24 protein-coding genes and 2 tRNA genes are annotated in these 19,349 nt (G+C 63.5%); 13 read left to right on the top strand and 13 right to left on the bottom strand.

Annotated features, from left to right (window positions below):
- Window positions 1–34: 34 nt before the first annotated feature.
- On the bottom strand, window positions 35–655 hold the full coding sequence (locus tag ACOI1H_RS17235) for a YceI family protein (protein ID WP_422439075.1): 621 nt from the start codon (window positions 653–655) through the stop codon (window positions 35–37).
- A gap of 146 nt (window positions 656–801) precedes the next feature.
- Between ACOI1H_RS17235 and ndk the strand changes: the two genes are divergently transcribed.
- Window positions 802–1,224 (top strand): nucleoside-diphosphate kinase, encoded by a 423-nt coding sequence (gene ndk, locus ACOI1H_RS17230; protein ID WP_422439074.1) that lies wholly within the window; start codon window positions 802–804, stop codon window positions 1,222–1,224.
- 50 nt (window positions 1,225–1,274) lie between these two features.
- Here the strand turns inward: ndk and ACOI1H_RS17225 are convergent, their stop codons facing one another.
- The 9 genes from ACOI1H_RS17225 to ACOI1H_RS17185 all read right to left on the bottom strand — a co-directional run bounded on the left by ACOI1H_RS17225 (window position 1,275) and on the right by ACOI1H_RS17185 (window position 8,003).
- Window positions 1,275–1,649 carry a DUF4112 domain-containing protein gene (locus ACOI1H_RS17225; RefSeq protein ID WP_422439073.1) on the bottom strand — a complete coding sequence of 125 codons (375 nt, stop codon included), beginning with the start codon at window positions 1,647–1,649 and terminating at the stop codon, window positions 1,275–1,277.
- Window positions 1,646–1,819, bottom strand: a complete 174-nt coding sequence (locus ACOI1H_RS17220) for a YqaE/Pmp3 family membrane protein (protein ID WP_422439072.1) — start codon at window positions 1,817–1,819, stop codon at window positions 1,646–1,648. The genes ACOI1H_RS17225 and ACOI1H_RS17220 overlap by 4 nt, the downstream gene beginning before the upstream one ends.
- 46 nt (window positions 1,820–1,865) lie before the next feature.
- A complete protein-coding gene (locus ACOI1H_RS17215) occupies window positions 1,866–2,213 on the bottom strand; it encodes a TfoX/Sxy family protein (RefSeq protein WP_422439071.1) in 348 nt (115 codons plus the stop codon).
- Window positions 2,214–2,297: 84 nt separating this feature from the next.
- Entirely contained in the window at window positions 2,298–2,456 is a 159-nt protein-coding gene (locus tag ACOI1H_RS17210) for a hypothetical protein (RefSeq protein ID WP_422439070.1), read from the bottom strand.
- Window positions 2,457–2,602: 146 nt separating this feature from the next.
- Window positions 2,603–4,900, bottom strand: a complete 2,298-nt coding sequence (locus tag ACOI1H_RS17205) for a DEAD/DEAH box helicase (RefSeq protein WP_422439069.1) — start codon at window positions 4,898–4,900, stop codon at window positions 2,603–2,605.
- Window positions 4,901–4,970: 70 nt separating this feature from the next.
- Window positions 4,971–5,801 (bottom strand): CPBP family intramembrane glutamic endopeptidase, encoded by an 831-nt coding sequence (locus ACOI1H_RS17200; RefSeq protein ID WP_422439068.1) that lies wholly within the window; start codon window positions 5,799–5,801, stop codon window positions 4,971–4,973.
- Between the two features lie 88 nt (window positions 5,802–5,889).
- Complete coding sequence (locus ACOI1H_RS17195; RefSeq protein WP_422439067.1) at window positions 5,890–7,041, bottom strand: HD domain-containing protein; 1,152 nt, start codon at window positions 7,039–7,041, stop codon at window positions 5,890–5,892.
- Between the two features lie 64 nt (window positions 7,042–7,105).
- Window positions 7,106–7,345, bottom strand: a complete 240-nt coding sequence (locus tag ACOI1H_RS17190) for a hypothetical protein (RefSeq protein ID WP_422439066.1) — start codon at window positions 7,343–7,345, stop codon at window positions 7,106–7,108.
- A 4-nt stretch (window positions 7,346–7,349) separates the two neighbouring features.
- Window positions 7,350–8,003 carry an alpha/beta hydrolase gene (locus ACOI1H_RS17185; protein ID WP_422439065.1) on the bottom strand — a complete coding sequence of 218 codons (654 nt, stop codon included), beginning with the start codon at window positions 8,001–8,003 and terminating at the stop codon, window positions 7,350–7,352.
- A 161-nt stretch (window positions 8,004–8,164) separates the two neighbouring features.
- Between ACOI1H_RS17185 and ACOI1H_RS17180 the strand changes: the two genes are divergently transcribed.
- From ACOI1H_RS17180 to ACOI1H_RS17135, 10 genes are all read left to right on the top strand, one after another.
- Entirely contained in the window at window positions 8,165–8,623 is a 459-nt protein-coding gene (locus ACOI1H_RS17180; protein ID WP_422439064.1) for an Rrf2 family transcriptional regulator, read from the top strand.
- Window positions 8,624–8,692: 69 nt separating this feature from the next.
- Window positions 8,693–9,727, top strand: coding sequence for a cysteine desulfurase family protein (locus ACOI1H_RS17175; protein WP_422439063.1), 1,035 nt, complete (start codon window positions 8,693–8,695; stop codon window positions 9,725–9,727).
- Between the two features lie 21 nt (window positions 9,728–9,748).
- Window positions 9,749–11,272: a Fe-S cluster assembly protein SufB gene (gene sufB / locus ACOI1H_RS17170; RefSeq protein ID WP_422439062.1), complete on the top strand. Its 1,524-nt coding sequence runs from the start codon at window positions 9,749–9,751 to the stop codon at window positions 11,270–11,272.
- 23 nt (window positions 11,273–11,295) lie between these two features.
- Entirely contained in the window at window positions 11,296–11,607 is a 312-nt protein-coding gene (locus tag ACOI1H_RS17165) for a DMT family protein (RefSeq protein ID WP_422439076.1), read from the top strand.
- A 12-nt stretch (window positions 11,608–11,619) separates the two neighbouring features.
- Window positions 11,620–12,375, top strand: a complete 756-nt coding sequence (gene sufC / locus ACOI1H_RS17160) for a Fe-S cluster assembly ATPase SufC (RefSeq protein WP_422439061.1) — start codon at window positions 11,620–11,622, stop codon at window positions 12,373–12,375.
- Window positions 12,375–13,658 (top strand): SufB/SufD family protein, encoded by a 1,284-nt coding sequence (locus ACOI1H_RS17155; RefSeq protein ID WP_422439060.1) that lies wholly within the window; start codon window positions 12,375–12,377, stop codon window positions 13,656–13,658. Before sufC ends, ACOI1H_RS17155 begins: the two co-directional genes overlap by 1 nt.
- Window positions 13,658–14,155 carry a hypothetical protein gene (locus tag ACOI1H_RS17150; RefSeq protein ID WP_422439059.1) on the top strand — a complete coding sequence of 166 codons (498 nt, stop codon included), beginning with the start codon at window positions 13,658–13,660 and terminating at the stop codon, window positions 14,153–14,155. Before ACOI1H_RS17155 ends, ACOI1H_RS17150 begins: the two co-directional genes overlap by 1 nt.
- Window positions 14,152–14,721, top strand: a complete 570-nt coding sequence (locus ACOI1H_RS17145) for a YIP1 family protein (RefSeq protein WP_422439058.1) — start codon at window positions 14,152–14,154, stop codon at window positions 14,719–14,721. Before ACOI1H_RS17150 ends, ACOI1H_RS17145 begins: the two co-directional genes overlap by 4 nt.
- Window positions 14,722–15,942 (top strand): cysteine desulfurase, encoded by a 1,221-nt coding sequence (locus ACOI1H_RS17140; RefSeq protein ID WP_422439057.1) that lies wholly within the window; start codon window positions 14,722–14,724, stop codon window positions 15,940–15,942.
- A 52-nt stretch (window positions 15,943–15,994) separates the two neighbouring features.
- A tRNA-Arg gene (locus ACOI1H_RS17135) sits at window positions 15,995–16,071 on the top strand.
- 119 nt (window positions 16,072–16,190) lie between these two features.
- On the opposite strand, the gene ACOI1H_RS17130 is transcribed toward ACOI1H_RS17135, so the two are convergent.
- Window positions 16,191–16,266 (bottom strand) — tRNA-Ile (locus ACOI1H_RS17130).
- A 39-nt stretch (window positions 16,267–16,305) separates the two neighbouring features.
- Complete coding sequence (locus ACOI1H_RS17125) at window positions 16,306–16,503, bottom strand: hypothetical protein (protein WP_422439056.1); 198 nt, start codon at window positions 16,501–16,503, stop codon at window positions 16,306–16,308.
- A 215-nt stretch (window positions 16,504–16,718) separates the two neighbouring features.
- On the opposite strand from ACOI1H_RS17125, the gene purM reads away from it, so the two are divergent.
- Together purM and purN are read left to right on the top strand one after the other, a co-directional pair.
- Window positions 16,719–17,759: a phosphoribosylformylglycinamidine cyclo-ligase gene (gene purM / locus ACOI1H_RS17120; protein ID WP_422439055.1), complete on the top strand. Its 1,041-nt coding sequence runs from the start codon at window positions 16,719–16,721 to the stop codon at window positions 17,757–17,759.
- A complete protein-coding gene (gene purN / locus ACOI1H_RS17115; protein WP_422439054.1) occupies window positions 17,756–18,355 on the top strand; it encodes a phosphoribosylglycinamide formyltransferase in 600 nt (199 codons plus the stop codon). Before purM ends, purN begins: the two co-directional genes overlap by 4 nt.
- Here the strand turns inward: purN and ACOI1H_RS17110 are convergent.
- On the bottom strand, window positions 18,352–19,349 hold a 998-nt coding region (locus ACOI1H_RS17110), incomplete at its 5' end, for a Hint domain-containing protein (RefSeq protein ID WP_422439053.1). The genes purN and ACOI1H_RS17110 overlap by 4 nt on opposite strands.

Raw genomic sequence — 19,349 nt, 5'->3', positions numbered from 1 at the left:
CCCAGCTTTTGCGTCTGACAAACCCGCGGCGGATTTATTGCGAGGTATCCTCGCCCGTCCACTCCGTCTCGATCCGGAAGGTCACGGTGTCGAAGACACCAATGGTGGTGCCCTCGGGTGGGACGCCGTAACCCATGCCAAAGGCCGTGCGGCTGAACTCTCCGACCGCAGAGAAGCCGGCGCGCACCCGGGGTTCGAACATGCCCGCCTCTGAATTGCCGTTGAATGTCACCTGCATGGTGACGGGCTGCGTGACACCGTGAAGGGTCAGGTCGCCAGTCACATCTGCGGTCCGGTCGCCGGTCGGCGTGATGGCGGTGCTGTGATAGGTGATTTGGGGGAATTGGTCCGCATCGAAGAAGTTCGGCCCCAGCAGTTCTTCTCTGAACCCCAATGGCGGGGTCGGCAGATCGAGAGATGCGACGTTCACTTTCACCGAAAGTGATGCGATTTCAAGAGCCTGTGGGTCGATGTTCAATGTGCCTTCCAGCGTGTCGAATCCGGCAGTGAAGTTGGAAAGCCCGAGGTGAGAGACTGAAAACGTCAAGCTGGCGTGGGACGGGTCCAGCGTGAAGGTCTGGGGCGGAAACGGACCGTCCTGTGCGGCAAGCGGCGTGGCAAGGACGAGGCAGGTCAGCAGGATTGGCAGGCGCATATGACGACCTTATGGCGGATTCCGTCGCCAAGTGACGCCCTGACACGGCACCTGTCAAGGCAATGCCTTTTCACCGGGGATGGGTCATGCTAGGGCAGCGCCAGCTTTCAACGCCGCAGCGCGGCACCACCAGACAGAGGCACCACATGGCCATTCAGCGCACCTTTTCCATCATTAAACCCGACGCGACCAAGCGCAACCTGACGGGCAAGATCATCGCCAAGTTCGAGGACGCAGGCCTGCGCGTCGTCGCGTCCAAGCGCATCCAGCTGACGCTGGCCCAGGCGCAGCAGTTCTACGGTGTCCACAAGGACCGCCCGTTCTTTGGCGAACTGTGCGAGTTCATGATCTCCGAGCCGATCGTCGTGCAGGTGCTGGAGGGCGAGAACGCCATTCAGAAGAATCGCGACGTCATGGGTGCCACCAACCCCGCCGATGCGGCCGAAGGCACGATCCGCAAGGATTTTGCGCTCTCGATCGGCGAAAATTCGGTCCACGGCTCTGACGCACCAGAAACCGCAGCGGAAGAGATCGCATTCTTCTTCTCCGGCCTCGAACTGGTCGGCTGAACATGAGGAAGGCGGGCCAAGGGCCCGCCTTCACGTAGATTTCGCCACCATCAGGCGAATTGGGGCTGTTCCATCGGGACGGCCCCATTGCGTTCCAGATGGGCGCGCAGGATCGCCACGTTCCTGCGATTCGACTTGAAGGTTGCGTCGAAAAGGTCGCCGAGAATTGGGATCATGCCGACCAGGGTATCAGTAGCGGTGTTTCCGACCATCCGCGCGATCACATCCGACGGCGCACCCATGCGCTTGGCTTCGACGATGATCCACGCAGAGGGGGCGAGGGTGAGGATGTCGCCAATGCCGGGGATCAGGCCAATCAGGGAATCGTACCCCACCCGCACTCCGATGAAGGGGACACGGAACGCCGTGTCCATCCGGTCCGCCATCTTTTCAAGCCGCTGAAGTCTTGTTTGATGATTGGTCATGCGGCACGCTGTTCCGACCGGGCAGTGATCCAGATCGCGTGGATCAGGCCGGGGATGTAGCCAAGTATGGTCAGAACGATGTTCAGCCAGAAATGACCGCCGAGCCCGACTTTCAGAAAGACGCCGAGCGGTGGGATCAGGACTGAGAAAATGACGCGGATCAGGTCCATTTGGGCCTCCTCGATTGTGTTCGGCAAATCAATGCGCGAACCGCTGTCAAGGTTCCCTGCGGCCCTTCAAGTGCCGGTCCGTCACGCCGATCCAGTCGAGAAACGTCTCGAGCTCTGATCGTCCTGCATCGCAATGCTGCGCCTTGATCGCGTCGAATTGCACCCGGAGCGCAGCCTTTTCGGCACCTTTGCAGTCATTCCAGGGACGACCCTGCAGGGCCATGTGCAGGACGTAATAACCGATGAAATGCGGGCGGTGACCGGCGGCCAAAAGCCTTGCATAGGCTGTATCGGCGCCAAGGGCGCGCAGCGTTTCCGCATCGTGAATGCCCGCGTCGATGAACGCGGATTCCATCGCGGGGCCAAGATTGCGGATACTGGAAATGGCGGTCATGTTTCGTGAATTATCACGAAACGTCCGCCTCGCAAAAGAAACCCGGACCGACGGGGGAGGACCGCCGGCCCGGTTCCATGCGCGTCAGATGCTGGCGAAATCCCGAAAGATCGCGGTCATCGCCTGTTCCTGCTGCTCGTCTTGCGGCGCCAAGGGTGTGCCTGTCTGCTGCGGCATGGCGATGGTGTCGCCCTGCTGCGGGGTCGTCTCTGCCTCTGTCCGGGCGGGATGCTGGCTGGCCATTGAAGTGGTCCTGTAAAGTTGCCGTGTTGTTATTGTTTCCCGACCCACCGCCTCTTAACGGGCGATACAATCAAGTTCGGTCGCAAGTGTGTTCCGACAGGGGCCGGAATGTGGCGGAATTAGGGCATTGTTGAAAGGATCGAAACTCACCGTTTCGTGGGTCCACGTTTGATCGGTACCTTTCCGCCTGTCTTGCGTGGGCTTGGCTTGGCACCCGGTGGCACGAACCGCTTCGAGGTATCCGAGGCGCTGGCCTTCGGCTTGGCCGGGGCACCGTCAGGCTTTTGCCAAGCGGGTTTCGCATCGGACTTACCTTTCCAAGCAGGCTTCTCGCCGGGCTTGCCCTCTGCCTTGCCCTTGTAGGGGGGCTTGTCGGACTTGCCTTTCCACGCGGGCTTGTCGCCAGCATCGGACTTTCCCTTGTAGGCCGGCTTGTCGCCGGTGCTGGTCTTGCCCTTCCACGCTGGCTTTTCACTGGTGTCAGACTTGCCCTTGTAGGCTGGCTTGTCGCCCTTGGGTTTCCATGCCGGCTTTGCATCGCCATCGGCGCGGTAGGGCGGACGCGCAGGGCGATCCTCCGATTTGCCTTTCCAGACCGGCTTGGCCTTCGGCTTGTTCAGATCGACGACCGCATCGCCATGGTCCTTCCGCTCCGGCTTGGCGAAGGGCTTGGCGCGCGGTTTGCGAGCCTTGGCCGCATCGTCCGACACGGGCTGGATCGCGGCCACATCGTCCTGACGGCTTGGCGGCGGCGGCGTGGCGTCGCGGGGCTTGTAGGTGCGCGGGGCGGCGTCGTCGCGCTTGGCATAGGCCTTTTTGTCGGGCCGTGCGCCACGGTCGCTGATCTGCGGCACCCCATCGACCTGCGATAGCTCCGCCTGATTCTCCAGCACCATATCGGGACCGACAGCGGCAAGGAAACCGGCGACGGCACCTTCTGCGATCTCGACAAAGGTTTCGTCGGACTGAATGCGAATCGCACCGATTTCCTTTTTGGTGATGTCACCGGCCTTGCACAGCATCGGCAGCAGCCAGCGCGCCTCGGCCTTCTGGTCGCGACCGACGTTGACGCGGAACCACTTGGACGGGCCAAAGGTCTCTTTGCGTTCCTTCGGCGCGGTTTCGCGGCCTTCGCGCGGCGGCGGTGCGTCGTAGGCAGTCAGGTCTTCCGGCGCGGACTGCTTGCCTTGATAGAGGCGCAGATAGGCCGCGGCGATTTGCGTGGCGTCGTGCTGGTCCAGCAGACGCCCGGCAAAGGCCATCTCGTCTTCGGTGAAGGTTTCGCTCCAGATTTCGTCGTTCAAAAGGCGTTCTTCATCCTTGCGCAGGATCTCGTCAGCACTGGGCGGCACGGCCCAGGTGGCCTGCAACTTGCCCCAGGTCAGCAGGTTTTCGGCCCGGCGGCGCATCTTGGGCGTCACGATCATGGCCGAAATGCCCTTGCGCCCGGCACGACCTGTCCGGCCAGAGCGGTGCAGCAGGATCTCGGCGTTGGTGGGCAATTCCGCGTGGATCACCAGTTCGAGGTTCGGCAAGTCGATGCCCCGCGCGGCCACGTCGGTTGCGACACAGACCTTGGCCCGCCCGTCACGCATGGCTTGCAGCGCATGGGTGCGTTCCTGCTGGCTCAACTCTCCGGACAGGGCGACAACGGAAAATCCACGGTTGCCAAGCCGCGTCGTCAGCCGCGTGACCATCGCGCGAGTGTTCGCGAACACAATGGCGTTGGGCGCATCGTAAAAGCGCAGGACGTTGATGATCGCGTTGTCGGCGTCATGCTGGGCCACGGACAGGGCGCGGTATTCGATGTCGGCGTGCTGGCCTTCCTTGGTGGTCGTCGCCACGCGGACGGCGTCGCGCTGGTAGGATTTCGCCAGCTTCACGATCATCGGCGGCACGGTGGCGCTGAACATCAGCGTGCGGCGGTCGGCGGGGGCCTCGCCCAGAATGAACTCCAGATCGTCCTTGAAGCCGAGGTCCAGCATTTCGTCCGCCTCGTCCAGCACGATGGCGCGGATCGCGGAGAGGTCGATATTGCTGCGGTTGACGTGATCGACCAGACGACCGGGTGTCGCCACGACGATGTGCGCGCCACGGTCCAGGTTGCGCCGTTCGTCACGCACATCCATCCCGCCAACGCAGGACGCCAGGACCGCACCGGTGCCGGCATAAAGCCACGTCAGCTCTCGCTTGACCTGCAAGGCAAGTTCGCGTGTTGGTGCAACAATCAGCGCCAAGGGCTTGTCTGCAGGGCCAAAAGTGCCATCCTCCGCGAGAATGGTCGGGCCGATTGCCAGGCCGAAACCGACCGTCTTGCCGGACCCGGTCTGGGCGCTGACCAACAGGTCCTGACCGTCAAGGTCAGGGTTCGTCACCGCCTCCTGCACGGGTGTGAGGGCGTCATAGCCCTTGTCAGCAAGGGCGCGGGCGAGTGTATCGATCATGAGGTCTGGGTCCGGAATAGGTCAAGCACGCGCCCTATGCCCGTTGGGCAGGTCTGTCCAGCCTCTATTATCATGGATATGGCGGTATGTCGCGCGCCATGCGGCGGCGCCACCGTTGGTGGATGATCCAGGCGGCCAGCGCCAGAAATGCAGGCAGGATCATCGCCTGCGGTCCGGGTTGCGGCACTGCACCCGCGTCGACCTGCGGCAGCAGTTGATAGGCAACCGGGGCGGACAGCGCAAAGGCGTCCCACAACGCATGAAGTGCTATCGCGGGCCAGAGGCTGCGGGCCTGAACGGTGATCGCCGCGAAGAACAGGCCAAGACCGGTTGCCCCGACCATCTGGATCGCCGTCAGCGCAAGGTTCTGCCCAACGATCGCATTGACGGCGTGGAACAGGCCGAACAGCACGCCGGAGCCGATGATCGCCCAGCCCGCCGTCACGCGGCTGCGCAGCCCATGCAACAGAACGCCGCGAAACAGCAACTCCTCGAACAGGCCGATGAGGATGGACAGGATGGCGATGGACTGCAGCGAGGTCGCGAAGGGGCGACCGTCTGCGACCATGACGAATCCCGTCCATGAGACCGCGATGATGAGACAAGCCGGGGTGACGATCCATCCGGCAAGGCGCATGCCGGCAGGATCGACAGGTCCGCGCAGGCCGGTCGCGCGAGTCCAGCCCAGCAGGGCGACGATCAGCAGAAGACCGAGGCTCAGCAATCCTTCGGTGACGATGAAGGGGCGCAGGTCGGTCAGGTCGAGCGTGCCGGTGCCGCCCGTCGCGTCGACCGGTCCGCGCAACAGCAGCGGCACGATGAACCAGCCGGCAGCCAGCAGCAGAAGGCTCAGGGCCACGCCGAACGGATAGCGAGAGCCGAGGGTCGAGAAGGGGCGCATCCAGGGTCTTTCGGCTATCCGCAGCGGCCTTATGCCAGCCGGGGCGTGTCGCGACCAGAGCCTCCGCCTGTCACCTCACCGGTTTGTGTCAGTTGCCCTGCCGGTCGTGGAACCAGAGGTCGATCTGCGGCTTCAAGGCAGCCCAGACGGCCGGGGCACCCCGTTCGACCTTGGCACCCACGCGGGTCTGCAACTGATCGGGGGTCACATTGTAGGTGGGCCAGGTGCCGCCGCCGGTCGCAAGGTTCGCCATCACCGGCTGCACGCGGTCCAGTGCCTTGGCGAAGATCGCGTCATCGCTCACAGCCGCCTCGAACTCTTGCCACAGGGCGTGCAGGGTGTCGCCTTGCGGTTCGGGCAACAGGCCGAAAAGACGTATCGCTGCAGCACGTTCCGCGGCGTCCTTCACACCGGCATCGGCTGCCGCAGTGTGGATCGGTTGGTCACCCGCGTCGATCTCTACAAGGTCGTGGATCAGCAACATTGCGACGACGCGGTGGATGTCGACCGGGCGGACCGCGTGTTCCGAAAGCGTCAGGGCAAAAAGGGCGAGATGCCAGCTGTGCTCGGCGCTGTTTTCACGGCGCGAGCCGTCGAAGAGCGTCGTTGCGCGCAGTTTGGTCTTCAGCCGGTCAGCCTCGGCCAGAAAGCGCAGCCGCGCCGAGGTGTCGGCGTCGAGGCGGAAGCCGCTGTGATCGAGCAGGCCAAGCGCATAGGTATAGAGATCGCGCCAGTCGTCGGCGAGGATCGCGGGACGGCCCGTCGCAAGAAGGCTGCGGATGATGTCGCGGTCAACCTCGGTCTGGGCGGCGTTGCCGAGTTCCTGCATCAGGGGTTGCGCCGTGTCGAGCATCCGGGCCGCACGCGCGGCGTCGGAGGTGCCGGCCTCGAACGCCTCCCAGATCGCGCGGAACCGGAGGTTCTGGTCGTCGGGCAGCAGCGCGTAAAGCCGGTCAGCGGCGGCCCGTTCCTTGACCGCAATCGCGGCGTAGTCCTGCGGCAGATGGATCGGATGATCGCCGGCGTCGATCTCGACGATGTCGTGCAGCAGGGCCATGTGAATGGCGGCAGGGGGGGCCGCAAAGACCAGCGCCCAAAGCGCCAGATGCCAGGAATGTTCGGCCGCATTCTCGCGCCGGGACCCGTCCATCAGCGCATTGGCGCGGACCACGGATTTCAGTCGATCCGCCTCTGACAGAAAGGCAAGCTGACGGGCGAGGCGGGTCGGTTCGGTCGTCATGAAATACATTTCAAAAAGCGAATGTTTCGCATGCGAAACATATTATGTCATATTTCACGGACCCTTAACCGGATCGCGCGGGCTGTTCATCACCATTCTGGGCCGCGCGGGCGGCAAGAATCTGGCGCGCCCGCGCCTCGGCACGGCGGACACGGACATACATCAGGTAGCTTTCCTGCAGGGTCTGCGACGAAGCCCCGAGCAGGTCGCCGATCTGATCGACGATCTTTTCGTCGCCCGTGCGGGCCGCGTCGGCCAAGGCCAGTGCGGACAGTTCCAGAGCCACGTCTTCGGTATAGGACACAACCTTACCTCGTGTTCTCGGTCAGGCGGCGACGGACGTAGGATTTCACGGAACCGATCATCGGGTCCATGTGCGGGTCCTCGAAGAAGTGGCCGGCCCCCGGAACCTCCTCATGCGTGATGGTGATGCCCTTCTGGTCATGCAGCTTGTTCACGAGGTTGACCGTATCGGCGGGCGGGGCGACGCGGTCGGCGGCGCCGTTGATCACAAGGCCCGATGCTGGGCAGGGGGCGAGGAAGCTGAAGTCGTACATGTTGGCGGGCGGGCTGACCGAAATGAAGCCCGTGATCTCTGGCCGGCGCATCAGAAGTTGCATGCCGATCCAGGCCCCGAACGAAAAACCGGCGACCCAGCAGTGCTTCGCGTTGTTGTTCATCGACTGGAGGTAGTCGAGGGCCGAGGCCGCGTCCGATAGCTCCCCGATGCCTTGATCGTATTCGCCCTGGCTGCGGCCGACACCGCGAAAATTGAACCGCAGCACGGTGAAGCCCATGTTGTAGAACGCATAATGCAGGTTGTAGACGACCCGGTTGTTCATCGTGCCGCCGAACTGCGGATGCGGGTGCAGCACGATGGCGATGGGCGCGTCACGGTCCTTTTGCGGGTGATAGCGGCCTTCGAGGCGGCCTTCGGGACCGGGAAAGATGACTTCGGGCATGCGCGTTCCATCTGCTGCAAGGTGCGGGGTAATCTTGACGAAAACGCTCGGCTACCTTAGAAAGATTCTAAATCCGCAACGGCAAGCCGCACGGGATTGGGCGTGACCTAATCAGACCGTGGGCTTTCGTCAATGTTTTAGCGGAATGGAGGATGGCTGCGATGAAACTGAGCACCAAGGGACGTTATGCGATGGTGGCTCTGGCCGATCTGGCCTTGCAACCCCAAGGGACACTTGTGAGCCTGACCGAGATCGCGCGGCGGCAGGACGTGAGCCTGCCCTACCTGGAGCAGTTGTTCGTGAAACTGCGGCGTGAAGGTCTGGTGGATTCGGTGCGCGGCCCAGGCGGCGGCTATCGGCTGGCCCGGCCCGCGTCCGAAATCCGCGTGGCCGACATCCTGGGGGCCGTGGATGAGACGGTGAGCGCCATGCACAAGGGTGCCGGCGCATCCGGCGGGGCGTCGGGGAGCCGCGCGCAATCGTTGACCAACCGGCTGTGGGAAGGGTTGAGTGCACATGTCTACGTCTTTTTGCACCAGACGCGGCTGAGCGACGTCGTGAGCAATGCGATGGCCCCTTGCCCCGCTGTCCCGGCCCTGTTCGAGGTGGTCGATGAGTGATCTGTCGCAAGGGGGCCAGCCCCCGGCCCTGAAGGGCCTCCCCCGGAGTTTGTCTGGCCAGATGAATTCATGAACCGGATTTACCTGGATCATAATGCGACCACGCTTTTGCGGGCCGAGGCGCGGGCCGCGATGATCGCGGCGATGGAGGTGGTGGGGAATCCCAGTTCCGTGCATGGCGAGGGGCGGGCCGCGAAGGCGCTGCTGGAACGGTCGCGCGCCACCGTGGCAGAGGCAGTCGGTGCGTCAGGCGCGGATGTCGTATTCGTGTCGGGGGCCACCGAGGCGGCGGCGCTGGCACTGGCCGGGCGCGGGTTGCGCGGGTCCGATCTGGAACACGAGGCGGTGCGGGCCTGGGTCGAGTGCGATCTGCCGGTGGTGGAAGGACGGGTCACGGTAGACGAACCGGCACGATCCGTCGTGCAGCTTGCGAATTCCGAGACCGGGATCGTGCAGGCGCTGCCAGAGGGTCTTGCCGCGAGCGACATCACGCAGGGCTTTGGCCGGGTTGCCTTTTCCTACGCGTGGGCTGGTGTTGAACAGGTGTTCCTGTCGGCGCACAAGTTCGGCGGTCCGAAAGGCATCGGCGCGCTGGTCGTGCCGCGAGGGTTCGATGTCGCGGCGCAGCTGCGCGGCGGCGGACAGGAAATGGGCCGCCGGTCGGGAACCGAGAACATCGTGGCGATCGCAGGCATGGCGGCGGCGGCCGCTGCCGCGCAGGCCGATCTGGCTGCCGGACGGTGGGGCCGGGTTGCGGAACTTAGAAATATTCTAGAGAAGGCGGTTGCGGCGGCTGTTCCGCAGACTATTTCTGTCGGGAATGACCTGAACCGGTTGCCCAACACTGCCTGCATCATCTGCCCCGGGTGGCGGGGCGAGACGCAGGTGATGGCGATGGACCTGGCGGGCTTCGCGGTCAGCGCGGGCTCTGCCTGTTCAAGCGGGAAGGTGCGCAGCAGTCCGGTGCTGCGTGCGCTGGGATTTGGCGACGACCTGGCCGCCTGCGCGCTGCGCGTGTCGCTGGGGATCGATACGACGGAAGACGAGGTGCTGGCCTTTGCGGATGCGTGGTGTGCCAGAGCCAAGAGGTTGATGGCGGCGTAAGCTGCAGGAAAGGTGAGTGACATGGCTGTATTGGATGTGGACGTCAAGGAAGGCGTCGATCAGGAGACCGTGGATGCTGTAGCGCAGCTGTCGGGGGCCTACAAATATGGCTGGAACGACGACGAGATCGAGATGGATTATGCCCCCAAGGGCCTGAATCCCGATATCGTGCGGCTGATCTCCTCGAAGAACGAGGAGCCTGCCTGGATGACCGAATGGCGTCTGTCGGCGTTTTCGCGCTGGGAAGGCATGAGCGTGCCGAACTGGGCGATGCTGAAACTGGCGGACATCGATTTTCAGGACCTGTACTACTACGCCCGTCCGAAAAGCATGGAGGTGAAGCCGAAGTCGCTGGACGAGGTCGATCCCAAGCTGCTGGAGACCTACAAGAAGCTGGGCATCCCGTTGAAGGAGCAAGCGATTCTGGCCGGTGTCGAAGGTGCCGAGGCCGCCCCGGCCGAGGGGCGCAAGGTCGCGGTCGATGCGGTGTTCGATTCCGTGTCCGTCGGAACGACGTTCCAGAAGGAACTGGCGAAGGCCGGGGTCATCTTCTGCTCGATCTCGGAGGCGATCCGCGAGTATCCGGAACTGGTGAAGAAGTATCTGGGCACGGTGGTACCGCCGACCGACAACTTCTATGCGACACTGAATTCGGCCGTGTTTTCGGACGGGTCCTTTGTCTACATCCCGCCCGGCGTGCGCTGCCCGATGGAGCTGTCGACCTATTTCCGGATCAACGCGGAGAACACCGGCCAGTTCGAGCGAACGCTGATCATCGCGGACAAGGGGTCCTATGTCTCCTACCTCGAAGGGTGCACGGCGCCCAAGCGGGACGTGGCACAGCTTCATGCGGCGGTGGTCGAGATCATCGTCGAGGAAGACGCCGAGGTGAAATACTCCACGGTCCAGAACTGGTATCCGGGCGATGCGGAGGGCAAGGGCGGCATCTACAACTTCGTCACCAAGCGCGCCGATTGCCGGGGTGATCGGGCCAAGGTGATGTGGACGCAGGTGGAAACCGGGTCTGCGGTGACGTGGAAGTATCCGAGCTGCATCCTGCGTGGGAACGATTCACAGGGCGAATTCTACTCCATCGCGATCGCGAACAACATGCAGCAGGCCGATACCGGCACCAAGATGATCCATCTGGGCAAGCGCACGAAGTCGCGGATCGTGTCCAAGGGGATTTCCGCCGGAAAGGCGCAGAACACGTATCGCGGCCTTGTGTCGATGCACCCCAAGGCCAGGGAATCGCGCAACTACACCCAGTGCGACAGCCTGCTGATCGGGTCTGACTGCGGGGCGCATACGGTGCCCTACATCGAGGTGAAGAATAACAGCAGCCGCGTCGAACACGAGGCGACGACGTCCAAGGTGGACGACGATCAATTGTTCTACTGCCGTTCGCGCGGGATGGACGAAGAGGAGGCCGTGGCGCTGGTCGTGAACGGGTTCTGCAAGGAAGTGCTGCAGGCGCTGCCGATGGAATTCGCGATGGAAGCACAGGCGCTTGTCGCGATCTCGCTGGAAGGCTCGGTGGGGTGACACCCTATGTTGCGCCGGTTCTGATGCTGGTCGCGTCGAATGTCTTCATGACCTTCGCGTGGTACGGGCATCTTAAGTTCCCGGCGCAGGCCTTATGCGTCGTGGTCCTGATCAGTTGGGGGATCGCGTTCTTCGAATACTGGCTGGCTGTGCCGGCGAACAGGATCGGGCATACGGTCTATTCGGCGGCACAGTTGAAGACGATACAGGAGGTCATCACGCTGGTGGTCTTCACGGTTTTCTCGGTCTTCTGGTTGAAGGAAGGCGTGAGTTGGATGACGCTGGGTGGTTTCGCGCTGATGGCATGCGGGGCGGCCATGGTGTTCAGAGGTTAGAAGGAAGAAATGATGCTGGAAATCAAGGGCCTGAAGGTCGATCTTACGGACGAGGACAAGTCGATCCTTTTGGGTGTGGACCTGAATGTGCCTGCGGGTCAGGTCCATGCGATCATGGGACCGAACGGGTCCGGCAAGTCGACGCTGTCCTACGTGCTGTCTGGCAAGGCCGGTTACGAGGTCACGGGCGGCACCGCGACGCTGGACGGTGTGGACCTGCTGGCGATGGAGCCTGAAGAGCGCGCGGCCGCGGGCCTGTTCCTGGCGTTCCAGTATCCGGTCGAAATTCCAGGGGTCGGCAACATGACGTTCCTGCGGACGGCCGTGAACGCGCAGCGTAAGGCGCGCGGGCAGGAAGAGATCAGTGCCGGCGATTTCCTGAAGGAGGTGCGTGCCAAGGCGAAGGACCTGCAGATCGACGCCGACATGCTGAAGCGGCCCGTCAACGTGGGCTTTTCCGGCGGCGAGAAGAAGCGCAACGAGATCCTCCAGATGGCGATGCTGGAGCCGAAGATGTGCATTCTGGACGAGACCGACTCCGGCCTTGACGTGGACGCGATGAAGCTGGTGGCCGACGGCGTGAACGCGCTGCGGTCCGACGACCGGTCATTCCTTGTCATCACGCATTATCAACGGCTTCTGGATCATATCAAGCCGGATGTGGTGCATATCATGGCCAATGGGCGCATCATCAAGAGCGGCGGCCCGGAGCTGGCGCTGGAGGTCGAGAACAACGGCTATGCGGACCTGTTGGCGGAGGAGGCGTGATGGCGCTTGCGCAACGCAAACAGGATGCGACGGACGCTCGCCTGACCGCCGTTACGCTGCCCGAAGGGCCGGCATGGCTGACCCGGGCGCGCAAGGCGGCATTGGCGCGTGTGGCCGTGATGGGTCTGCCAGCCCGACGCGATGAATACTGGCGCTTTACCGACCCTGCCACGCTGACCGACGGTGCCGCAATTCCCGCCGACGTGCTGGCGGTTGAGGACGACCCGGAGTTTTCCGCGACCGACGCGCTGCGCGTGGTCTTCGTGGACGGCGTATTCGACGCCGAAGCCTCTGACGATCTGACCGCCGCGGGCGTGACGATCACCCGTCTGGCAGAGGCACGGGACCTGACCTGGGCCGCCGATCTGCTGGGCATGCTGGAAGAGCGCGGCCAGCAACCGGTGGAACGCCCGCTTGCGGCGCTGACGACGGCCACGGCAACGGACGGGCTGCTGATCCATGTGACCGGTCAGGCCGAACGGGCGATCCATCTGAGTTATGACCGCAGGGTGACGGATGCCGACGTGGCGTTGCATCATGTGGTGAAACTGGACGCCGGGGCCTCTGTCACGCTGCTGGAAAGCGGGGCCGGGGCGGCGCGCTTTGCGTCAAACATGGAAGTCGACGTGGCAAAGGGGGCCGCGTTCCACCACGTCCGCGCGCAGGGCCGCGATCACGGTCGCCGGATGAACACGCATACTTTTGCGCGCATCGGGGCAGAGGCTGTGTTCAAATCCTTCACCCTGTCCGTGAACGGCGCGCTGACCCGCAACGACTGTATCATGGAGATCGTGGGCGATGATGCCACGGCCCATGTCAGCGGCGCCTGTGTCGGCGACGGCGATGCGTTCCATCACGATGACACGGTCTTCATCACGCATGACGCCGTGGGCTGCGAAAGCCGTCAGGTCTTCAAGAAGGTCCTGCGCAACGGGGCGGTCGGCGTCTTTCAAGGAAAGATCTTGGTGAAGCACGGCGCACAGAAGACCGATGGCTACCAGATCAGCCAGTCCCTGCTGCTGGACGGCGACAGCCAGTTCCTGGCCAAGCCGGAGTTGGAAATCTACGCCGACGACGTGGCCTGCTCTCATGGCAGCACCTCTGGTGCGATCGACGAGGATGCGCTGTTCTATCTGCGGTCCCGCGGCGTATCGGAAAAAACGGCGACGACCTTGCTGACGCTTTCCTTTCTGGCGGAAGCCTTGCAGGAAATCGCGGACGAAAGCCTGGCCAGTGACCTGCGCGACAGGCTTGCGGGCTGGCTGGACCGCCACCAGCACTGATGGCGGTCACGGCCGACATCCTTCGCACCTGGCGCGGACCGCGCGCCGTGATGCGCGACCTGCTGGCGCAGGGCAAGCGAGAGGATCGGGCGCTGGCCTACCTTATCGTGTCCTGCCTGCTGGTATTTGTTGCGCAGTGGCCACGTCTGGCGCGGGCAGCGGCAGGTTTCGACCTGGCACCCGGCGCCGTGCCGCGTGATCTGGGGCAGATGATGACTTACGAGCTTTTTGCCTGGATCACGGTCTGGCCACTGGCGCTCAATGGTCTGGCCGCCCTCAGCCATCTGATCGCAAAGCTCTTCGGGGGCCGCGGCAGCTTTTATGCGGCGCGTCTGGCGCTATTCTGGTCGCTGCTCGCCTCGGTCCCGCTGCTGTTGTTCTATGGCCTGATGGCGGGGTTCCTGGGCCCTGTGGCCGGCACCCATCTGGTCGGCGGGGCCTGGGTCGTGGGCTTTGGCTGGATATGGATGCAATCGCTGCGCGAGGCAGAGGCATGAGGCCGGGCACCCTGATCGGGCAATCCCTTCGCGATCCTGCCGGTGTGTCGCGCTGGCTGATCGGGCTGGGGTTCAGCCGCGGCACGCTTTATAGCATGGTCGCTTTGGTGACGGTGCTGTCTGTGCTGCTGCTGGAACTGGGCCTGTACCTGTCCCCGGCACAGACCGAGATGCTGCGGGCGTCGCCCTTCACGCTGTGCATCATCCTTGGTCTGTCCTTGTTGATGCTGGTCTTTGCCTTGCAACTGACTGGCCGGATGCTGGGCGGTCGGGGACGGTTCGGGGCCGCGTTGCTGCTGGTCGTCTGGTGGCAGGCGATGGCGCTGGTCATTCAGGTGGTCCAGACGGTCGCGATGTTGATCCTGCCGCCGGTCGCGGGGCTGATCACGCTGGCAGGGCTGGTCTGGCTGGTGTTTGCATTGCTGCACCTCGTTAACGTGTTGCACGGGTTCGACAGCCTGCCCAAGGCGCTTGCGACGGTCGCCATCGGCATCGTCGGCATATCATTCGGTCTGGCGCTGCTGCTGGGCCTCATCGGCGTGACCCTGCAGGGAGGCACCCTCTAGATGTTCGACGTGACCGCGATCCGCGCACAATTTCCGATCCTGGCACGCGAGGTAAACGGCAAGCCGCTGGTCTACCTCGACAACGGGGCGTCCGCGCAAAAGCCGCGCGTTGTGATCGACGCGATCACTCAGATGTATGAAAACGAATATGCCAATGTTCACAGAGGCCTGCATTATCTTTCGAATGTGGCGACCGACCACTACGAGGGCGTGCGCAGCAAGGTTGCGCGTTTCCTGAATGCCGCGTCCGAGGACGACATCGTCCTGAATTCCGGCACGACCGAAGGCATCAACATGGTCAGCTACGGCTGGGCCGCGCCCCGATTGCAGGCCGGTGACGAGATCGTGCTGTCGATCATGGAGCATCACGCGAATATCGTGCCTTGGCATTTCCTGCGTGAACGGCAGGGCGTGGTGCTGAAGTGGGTCGATTGCGCCGCCGACGGATCGCTTGACCCGCAGGCCGTGATCGATGCGATCGGGCCAAAGACAAGACTGGTGGCGATCACCCAGATGTCGAACGTGCTGGGGACCGTCGTGGATGTGAAGGCGATCTGCGCCGCAGCCCACGCCAAGGGCGTGCCGGTGCTTGTGGACGGCTCGCAGGGGGCCGTGCACATGCCGGTCGACGTGCAGGACATAGGCTGCGACTTCTACGCGATCACCGGGCACAAGCTATACGGACCAAGCGGTTCCGGGGCGATCTTCGTGCATCCCGACCGGATGAGGGAGATGCGGCCTTTTCTGGGCGGGGGCGACATGATCCGCGAGGTGACCCGCGACGCTGTGACCTACAACGACCCGCCGATGAAGTTCGAGGCGGGTACGCCGGGGATCGTGCAGACCGTCGGGCTCGGTGTGGCGCTGGACTGGATGATGGATGTGGGCATGGGGAACATCGCCGCGCATGAGGCTAGCTTGCGCAATTACGCGCAGGATCGCCTTCACGGACTGAACTGGTTGCAGGTGCAGGGCAATGCGCCGGGCAAAGGCGCGATCTTCAGTTTCACGCTGGACGGGCCGGCCCATGCGCACGACATCTCGACCGTCCTGGACAAGAAGGGCGTGGCGGTGCGCGCGGGCAGCCACTGCGCAATGCCGCTGATGGAGCATATGGGTGTCACGGCGACCTGCCGCGCGTCCTTTGCCTGCTACAACACGCGCGAGGAGGTCGACGCGCTGGTCGATGCGCTGGAGTTGTGCCATGATCTGTTTGCCTGACGGCTTTTGGCGTTGCGGCGCGGAAACGGCGCCGTTATAGACGCGGACACAGGCACCCGTAGCTCAGCTGGATAGAGCGCTGCCCTCCGAAGGCAGAGGCCACAGGTTCGAATCCTGTCGGGTGCACCACATCTCCTTGATTTTTGATTTTGCGACCGGGAGGGGCCAGCCCCCGGCACCAGGGTATTTCGACCAGAAGATGGTGGAAGTGCGGGGGTGCCATAGAGCGGCGATTTGAGGAAGGCGGTTGGTAGGCCCGGCAGGATTTGAACCCGCAACCAAAGCGTTATGAGCGCTCTGCTCTAACCGTTGAGCTACAGGCCCGCCGACAGCAGGAATAGCGGACCGGGGGGCAGGGTCAAGTCAGTAGGTGATCGGGGTCGCACCAAGAACCTGAGTCAGCAGCGCAATCATCCTGCGTTCCTCATCCGTAACCACATCCGGATTGCCGTCCAGATCGGCCATCGCGACGATGTCGTCGTGGGGCGTGGGGCCGGACCCAAAGGCAACATCCTGCGGGGCATCGATCCAGTGATCGTCGGGCATGCCCGCATGATCCATGGGGACAACTTCTGCCATGGCAGGGGATGCAAGGAGGGCCAGAACGGGAAATATGCGGTGTATCATCATGAGAGCCTAACCACGGAACCCGCGATTTGTTTCATCACAATAAGCGGAATTTCGCGCAGGCGGTGGCCCTGTTGCGCCGTTGCACCAAGAGCGGGCTTGGGGTATCGCGCGAGGGCCGGGTTTCGGGCTGATTTGGGGATCGCGACATGACGAAGAATGGACTGACCTACGCCGCCGCGGGCGTCGATATCGACGCTGGCAACGCGCTGGTGGAACGGATCAAGCCTGCGGCCAAGCGCACCTCCCGCCCGGGTACGATGGCGGGTCTGGGGGGGTTCGGTGCGCTATTCGATCTGAAGGGGGCGGGCTATGTCGATCCGATCCTCGTCGCCGCGACCGATGGGGTTGGGACGAAGTTGCGGATCGCGATCGACACCGGGAACGTGGACACCATCGGCATCGATCTGGTCGCGATGTGCGTGAACGATCTGGTGTGCCAAGGCGCGGAGCCGTTGTTTTTTCTTGACTATTTCGCAACCGGCAAGCTGGAGTTAGATGCGGCGACACGCATCATTGAAGGCATCGCCGCGGGCTGCGAGGCCTCTGGTTGCGCACTGATCGGTGGCGAGACGGCCGAGATGCCGGGGATGTATCACGGCGGCGACTTCGACCTTGCGGGCTTTGCCGTCGGCGCGATGGAGCGGGGCAGTGATCTGCCTTCCGGTGTCGTAGCGGGCGATGTGCTGTTGGGTCTGGCCAGCGATGGTGTCCATTCGAATGGCTATTCGCTGGTGCGCCGGATCGTGGAGGCCTCTGGCCTGACGTGGGACGACGAGGCACCCTTTGCCAACGGCCCTTTGGGAGCGGCGCTGCTGATGCCGACACGGCTTTACGTGAAACCTGCGCTGGCGGCTGTGCGGGCGGGCGGCGTGCATGCGCTTGCGCATATCACCGGTGGTGGCCTGACCGAGAACCTGCCTCGGGTGCTGCCCGTCGATCTGGGCTGCGAGATCGATCTTGCGTCATGGCCCCTGCCGCCGGTGTTCGGCTGGATGGCACAGGTCGGCGGGATCGAGACGCAGGAGATGCTCAAGACCTTCAACGCCGGGATAGGGATGGTGCTGATCGTGGCGGCCGACAGGGCAGAGGCGCTGACGGCACTGCTGGACGACCGCGGAGAGATCGTGCACCGCTTGGGCCATGTCGCGGAGGGTGCCGGCGTGCGGTATTCCGGCGACCTGAAGTGACGACCCGCGTCGGCATCCTGATTTCCGGCGGCGGATCGAACATGGTGGCGCTGGCACGCGACATGACCGGCGATCATCCGGGGCGGGCGCGGCTCGTGATCTCGAACGATCCGGGGGCGGGTGGGCTTCTGAAGGCGAATGCGCTGAAAATTCCGACGGCGGTCGTCGACCACCGCGATTTTCCCGGGAATCGTGAAGAGTTCGAGGCTGCACTTCACGCAATTCTGGAAGAGGCGCGGATCGAGGTCGTGGCCCTCGCAGGCTTCATGCGCATCCTGACACCGGCTTTCACGGCACGGTGGGCCGGGCGAATGGTGAACATACACCCCTCGCTTTTGCCGAAGTACCGGGGGTTGCATACGCACCAGAGGGCGCTGGATGCGGGTGAGGTGGAACATGGGTGCACGGTTCACGAAGTGACCGCGGACCTCGATGACGGGCCGATCCTGGGTCAGGCGCGCATGGCCGTGCGACCCGGCGACACCGCGCAGATGCTGGCGGACCGGCTCTTGCCGCTGGAACATCAGCTTTATCCACAGGTCCTGCGGCGGTTTCTGGCGGGCAATCGCGCGCCACTGATGCTCGACGCGGTCTAGGCGATCAGCCGGCCTTCCCAGCCGCGCAGGCATAGGCGTGCGGTGGCCTGACAGGGCAGTTCCGGGAACAGAGCAAGGACTTCTTCTCGCGCGGCGCGGGAGAGGGAGGCGAGTGCGGTCTGGCCCAGATGCAGGCTTTCTGCGGGTATGCCCTCTGCCAGCACGATCGCATGGCGGTCGAACAGCATGTGATAGTAGGTCACGCGACGCCTTGGCGCGCGCAGGATGGTTTCGCCGTTGATCAGATGCTGCGCCGCGACCAAGACCTGTGACTGGCCGAACCACAGCGGCGCGCGCCAATCGTCGATCAGCATCCGGTGTTGCGGCGACACGTGCAGGTCGCGCAGGTTGCCGAGTGCGCCGGCACGGATCAGGACTGGCGCGAAATCGCCGTCACCCGCGACGGTCCGCGCCCCGATCCAGTGCAGAGGCAAGGCACCGTCGGTGTCGGTCTGGATCATGTCGCCCGGGTGCAATACCTCGATGGGGCGTGGCCCGGTCGGTGTGTCGATCAGCGTGCCCGCGACGAAACAAGGCACCGTCGGCGGCGTGTCGGCGAAAGCGTCGAAGTCAAGCTGGCCGGCGCGCGGCGGATTGATACCAGGGCCATATCGGAAATCAGGCAGCATGGGAAAGCCGTTCACGTCGAAGATGATCTTGGCCGGCTGGGTGAAGATCTGATGATCCTCGGAGGAGGCGCGTCCCTGAAACTGGTCGTGCTGCGGATTGAGGTTGGAATACACCGGCACCGGCGGAACGGTCGTGTCGGGGTAGGTGTAGATATCGACGGATTGCCCGTTGGCAAAGTCGGTCTGACCGCTGTTCACCTGCCGGATAACGATGCGAAAGACGTCGGTCTCTGATCCCAGGGTCTGGGCACCCTTGATGTCGACCTGCACGCCATTCGCATTCCCCTTGGAAGAGAGGCTCTGGTAGGTCGCGATCTGGTTGCCTGTGGCGTAGACCGTCAAGGTCGGCACATGCGCAGTCCTGT

It is taken from the genome of Loktanella sp. DJP18 (genome assembly GCF_049310965.1).
In the GTDB taxonomy this organism is placed as follows: Bacteria; Pseudomonadota; Alphaproteobacteria; order Rhodobacterales; family Rhodobacteraceae; genus Loktanella.
This window is presented reverse-complemented; position numbering and strand designations above follow the sequence as displayed.

What these genes read in the sequence shown, in the direction of transcription:
- ndk (WP_422439074.1), top strand. Translation starts at nt 802, where the DNA reads ATGGCCATTCAGCGCACCTTTTCCATCATTAAACCCGACGCGACCAAG.
- ACOI1H_RS17175 (WP_422439063.1), top strand. Translation starts at nt 8,693, where the DNA reads ATGAACCGGATTTACCTGGATCATAATGCGACCACGCTTTTGCGGGCC.
- ACOI1H_RS17210 (WP_422439070.1), bottom strand. Translation starts at nt 2,456, where the DNA reads ATGGCCAGCCAGCATCCCGCCCGGACAGAGGCAGAGACGACCCCGCAG.
- ACOI1H_RS17140 (WP_422439057.1), top strand. Translation starts at nt 14,722, where the DNA reads ATGTTCGACGTGACCGCGATCCGCGCACAATTTCCGATCCTGGCACGC.
- ACOI1H_RS17220 (WP_422439072.1), bottom strand. Translation starts at nt 1,819, where the DNA reads ATGGACCTGATCCGCGTCATTTTCTCAGTCCTGATCCCACCGCTCGGC.
- ACOI1H_RS17225 (WP_422439073.1), bottom strand. Translation starts at nt 1,649, where the DNA reads ATGACCAATCATCAAACAAGACTTCAGCGGCTTGAAAAGATGGCGGAC.
- ACOI1H_RS17145 (WP_422439058.1), top strand. Translation starts at nt 14,152, where the DNA reads ATGAGGCCGGGCACCCTGATCGGGCAATCCCTTCGCGATCCTGCCGGT.
- ACOI1H_RS17215 (WP_422439071.1), bottom strand. Translation starts at nt 2,213, where the DNA reads ATGACCGCCATTTCCAGTATCCGCAATCTTGGCCCCGCGATGGAATCC.
- ACOI1H_RS17125 (WP_422439056.1), bottom strand. Translation starts at nt 16,503, where the DNA reads ATGGATCATGCGGGCATGCCCGACGATCACTGGATCGATGCCCCGCAG.
- ACOI1H_RS17165 (WP_422439076.1), top strand. Translation starts at nt 11,296, where the DNA reads ATGCTGGTCGCGTCGAATGTCTTCATGACCTTCGCGTGGTACGGGCAT.
- ACOI1H_RS17205 (WP_422439069.1), bottom strand. Translation starts at nt 4,900, where the DNA reads ATGATCGATACACTCGCCCGCGCCCTTGCTGACAAGGGCTATGACGCC.
- sufC (WP_422439061.1), top strand. Translation starts at nt 11,620, where the DNA reads ATGCTGGAAATCAAGGGCCTGAAGGTCGATCTTACGGACGAGGACAAG.
- ACOI1H_RS17155 (WP_422439060.1), top strand. Translation starts at nt 12,375, where the DNA reads ATGGCGCTTGCGCAACGCAAACAGGATGCGACGGACGCTCGCCTGACC.
- ACOI1H_RS17235 (WP_422439075.1), bottom strand. Translation starts at nt 655, where the DNA reads ATGCGCCTGCCAATCCTGCTGACCTGCCTCGTCCTTGCCACGCCGCTT.
- ACOI1H_RS17200 (WP_422439068.1), bottom strand. Translation starts at nt 5,801, where the DNA reads ATGCGCCCCTTCTCGACCCTCGGCTCTCGCTATCCGTTCGGCGTGGCC.
- ACOI1H_RS17195 (WP_422439067.1), bottom strand. Translation starts at nt 7,041, where the DNA reads ATGACGACCGAACCGACCCGCCTCGCCCGTCAGCTTGCCTTTCTGTCA.
- sufB (WP_422439062.1), top strand. Translation starts at nt 9,749, where the DNA reads ATGGCTGTATTGGATGTGGACGTCAAGGAAGGCGTCGATCAGGAGACC.
- ACOI1H_RS17150 (WP_422439059.1), top strand. Translation starts at nt 13,658, where the DNA reads ATGGCGGTCACGGCCGACATCCTTCGCACCTGGCGCGGACCGCGCGCC.
- purM (WP_422439055.1), top strand. Translation starts at nt 16,719, where the DNA reads ATGACGAAGAATGGACTGACCTACGCCGCCGCGGGCGTCGATATCGAC.
- ACOI1H_RS17185 (WP_422439065.1), bottom strand. Translation starts at nt 8,003, where the DNA reads ATGCCCGAAGTCATCTTTCCCGGTCCCGAAGGCCGCCTCGAAGGCCGC.
- ACOI1H_RS17180 (WP_422439064.1), top strand. Translation starts at nt 8,165, where the DNA reads ATGAAACTGAGCACCAAGGGACGTTATGCGATGGTGGCTCTGGCCGAT.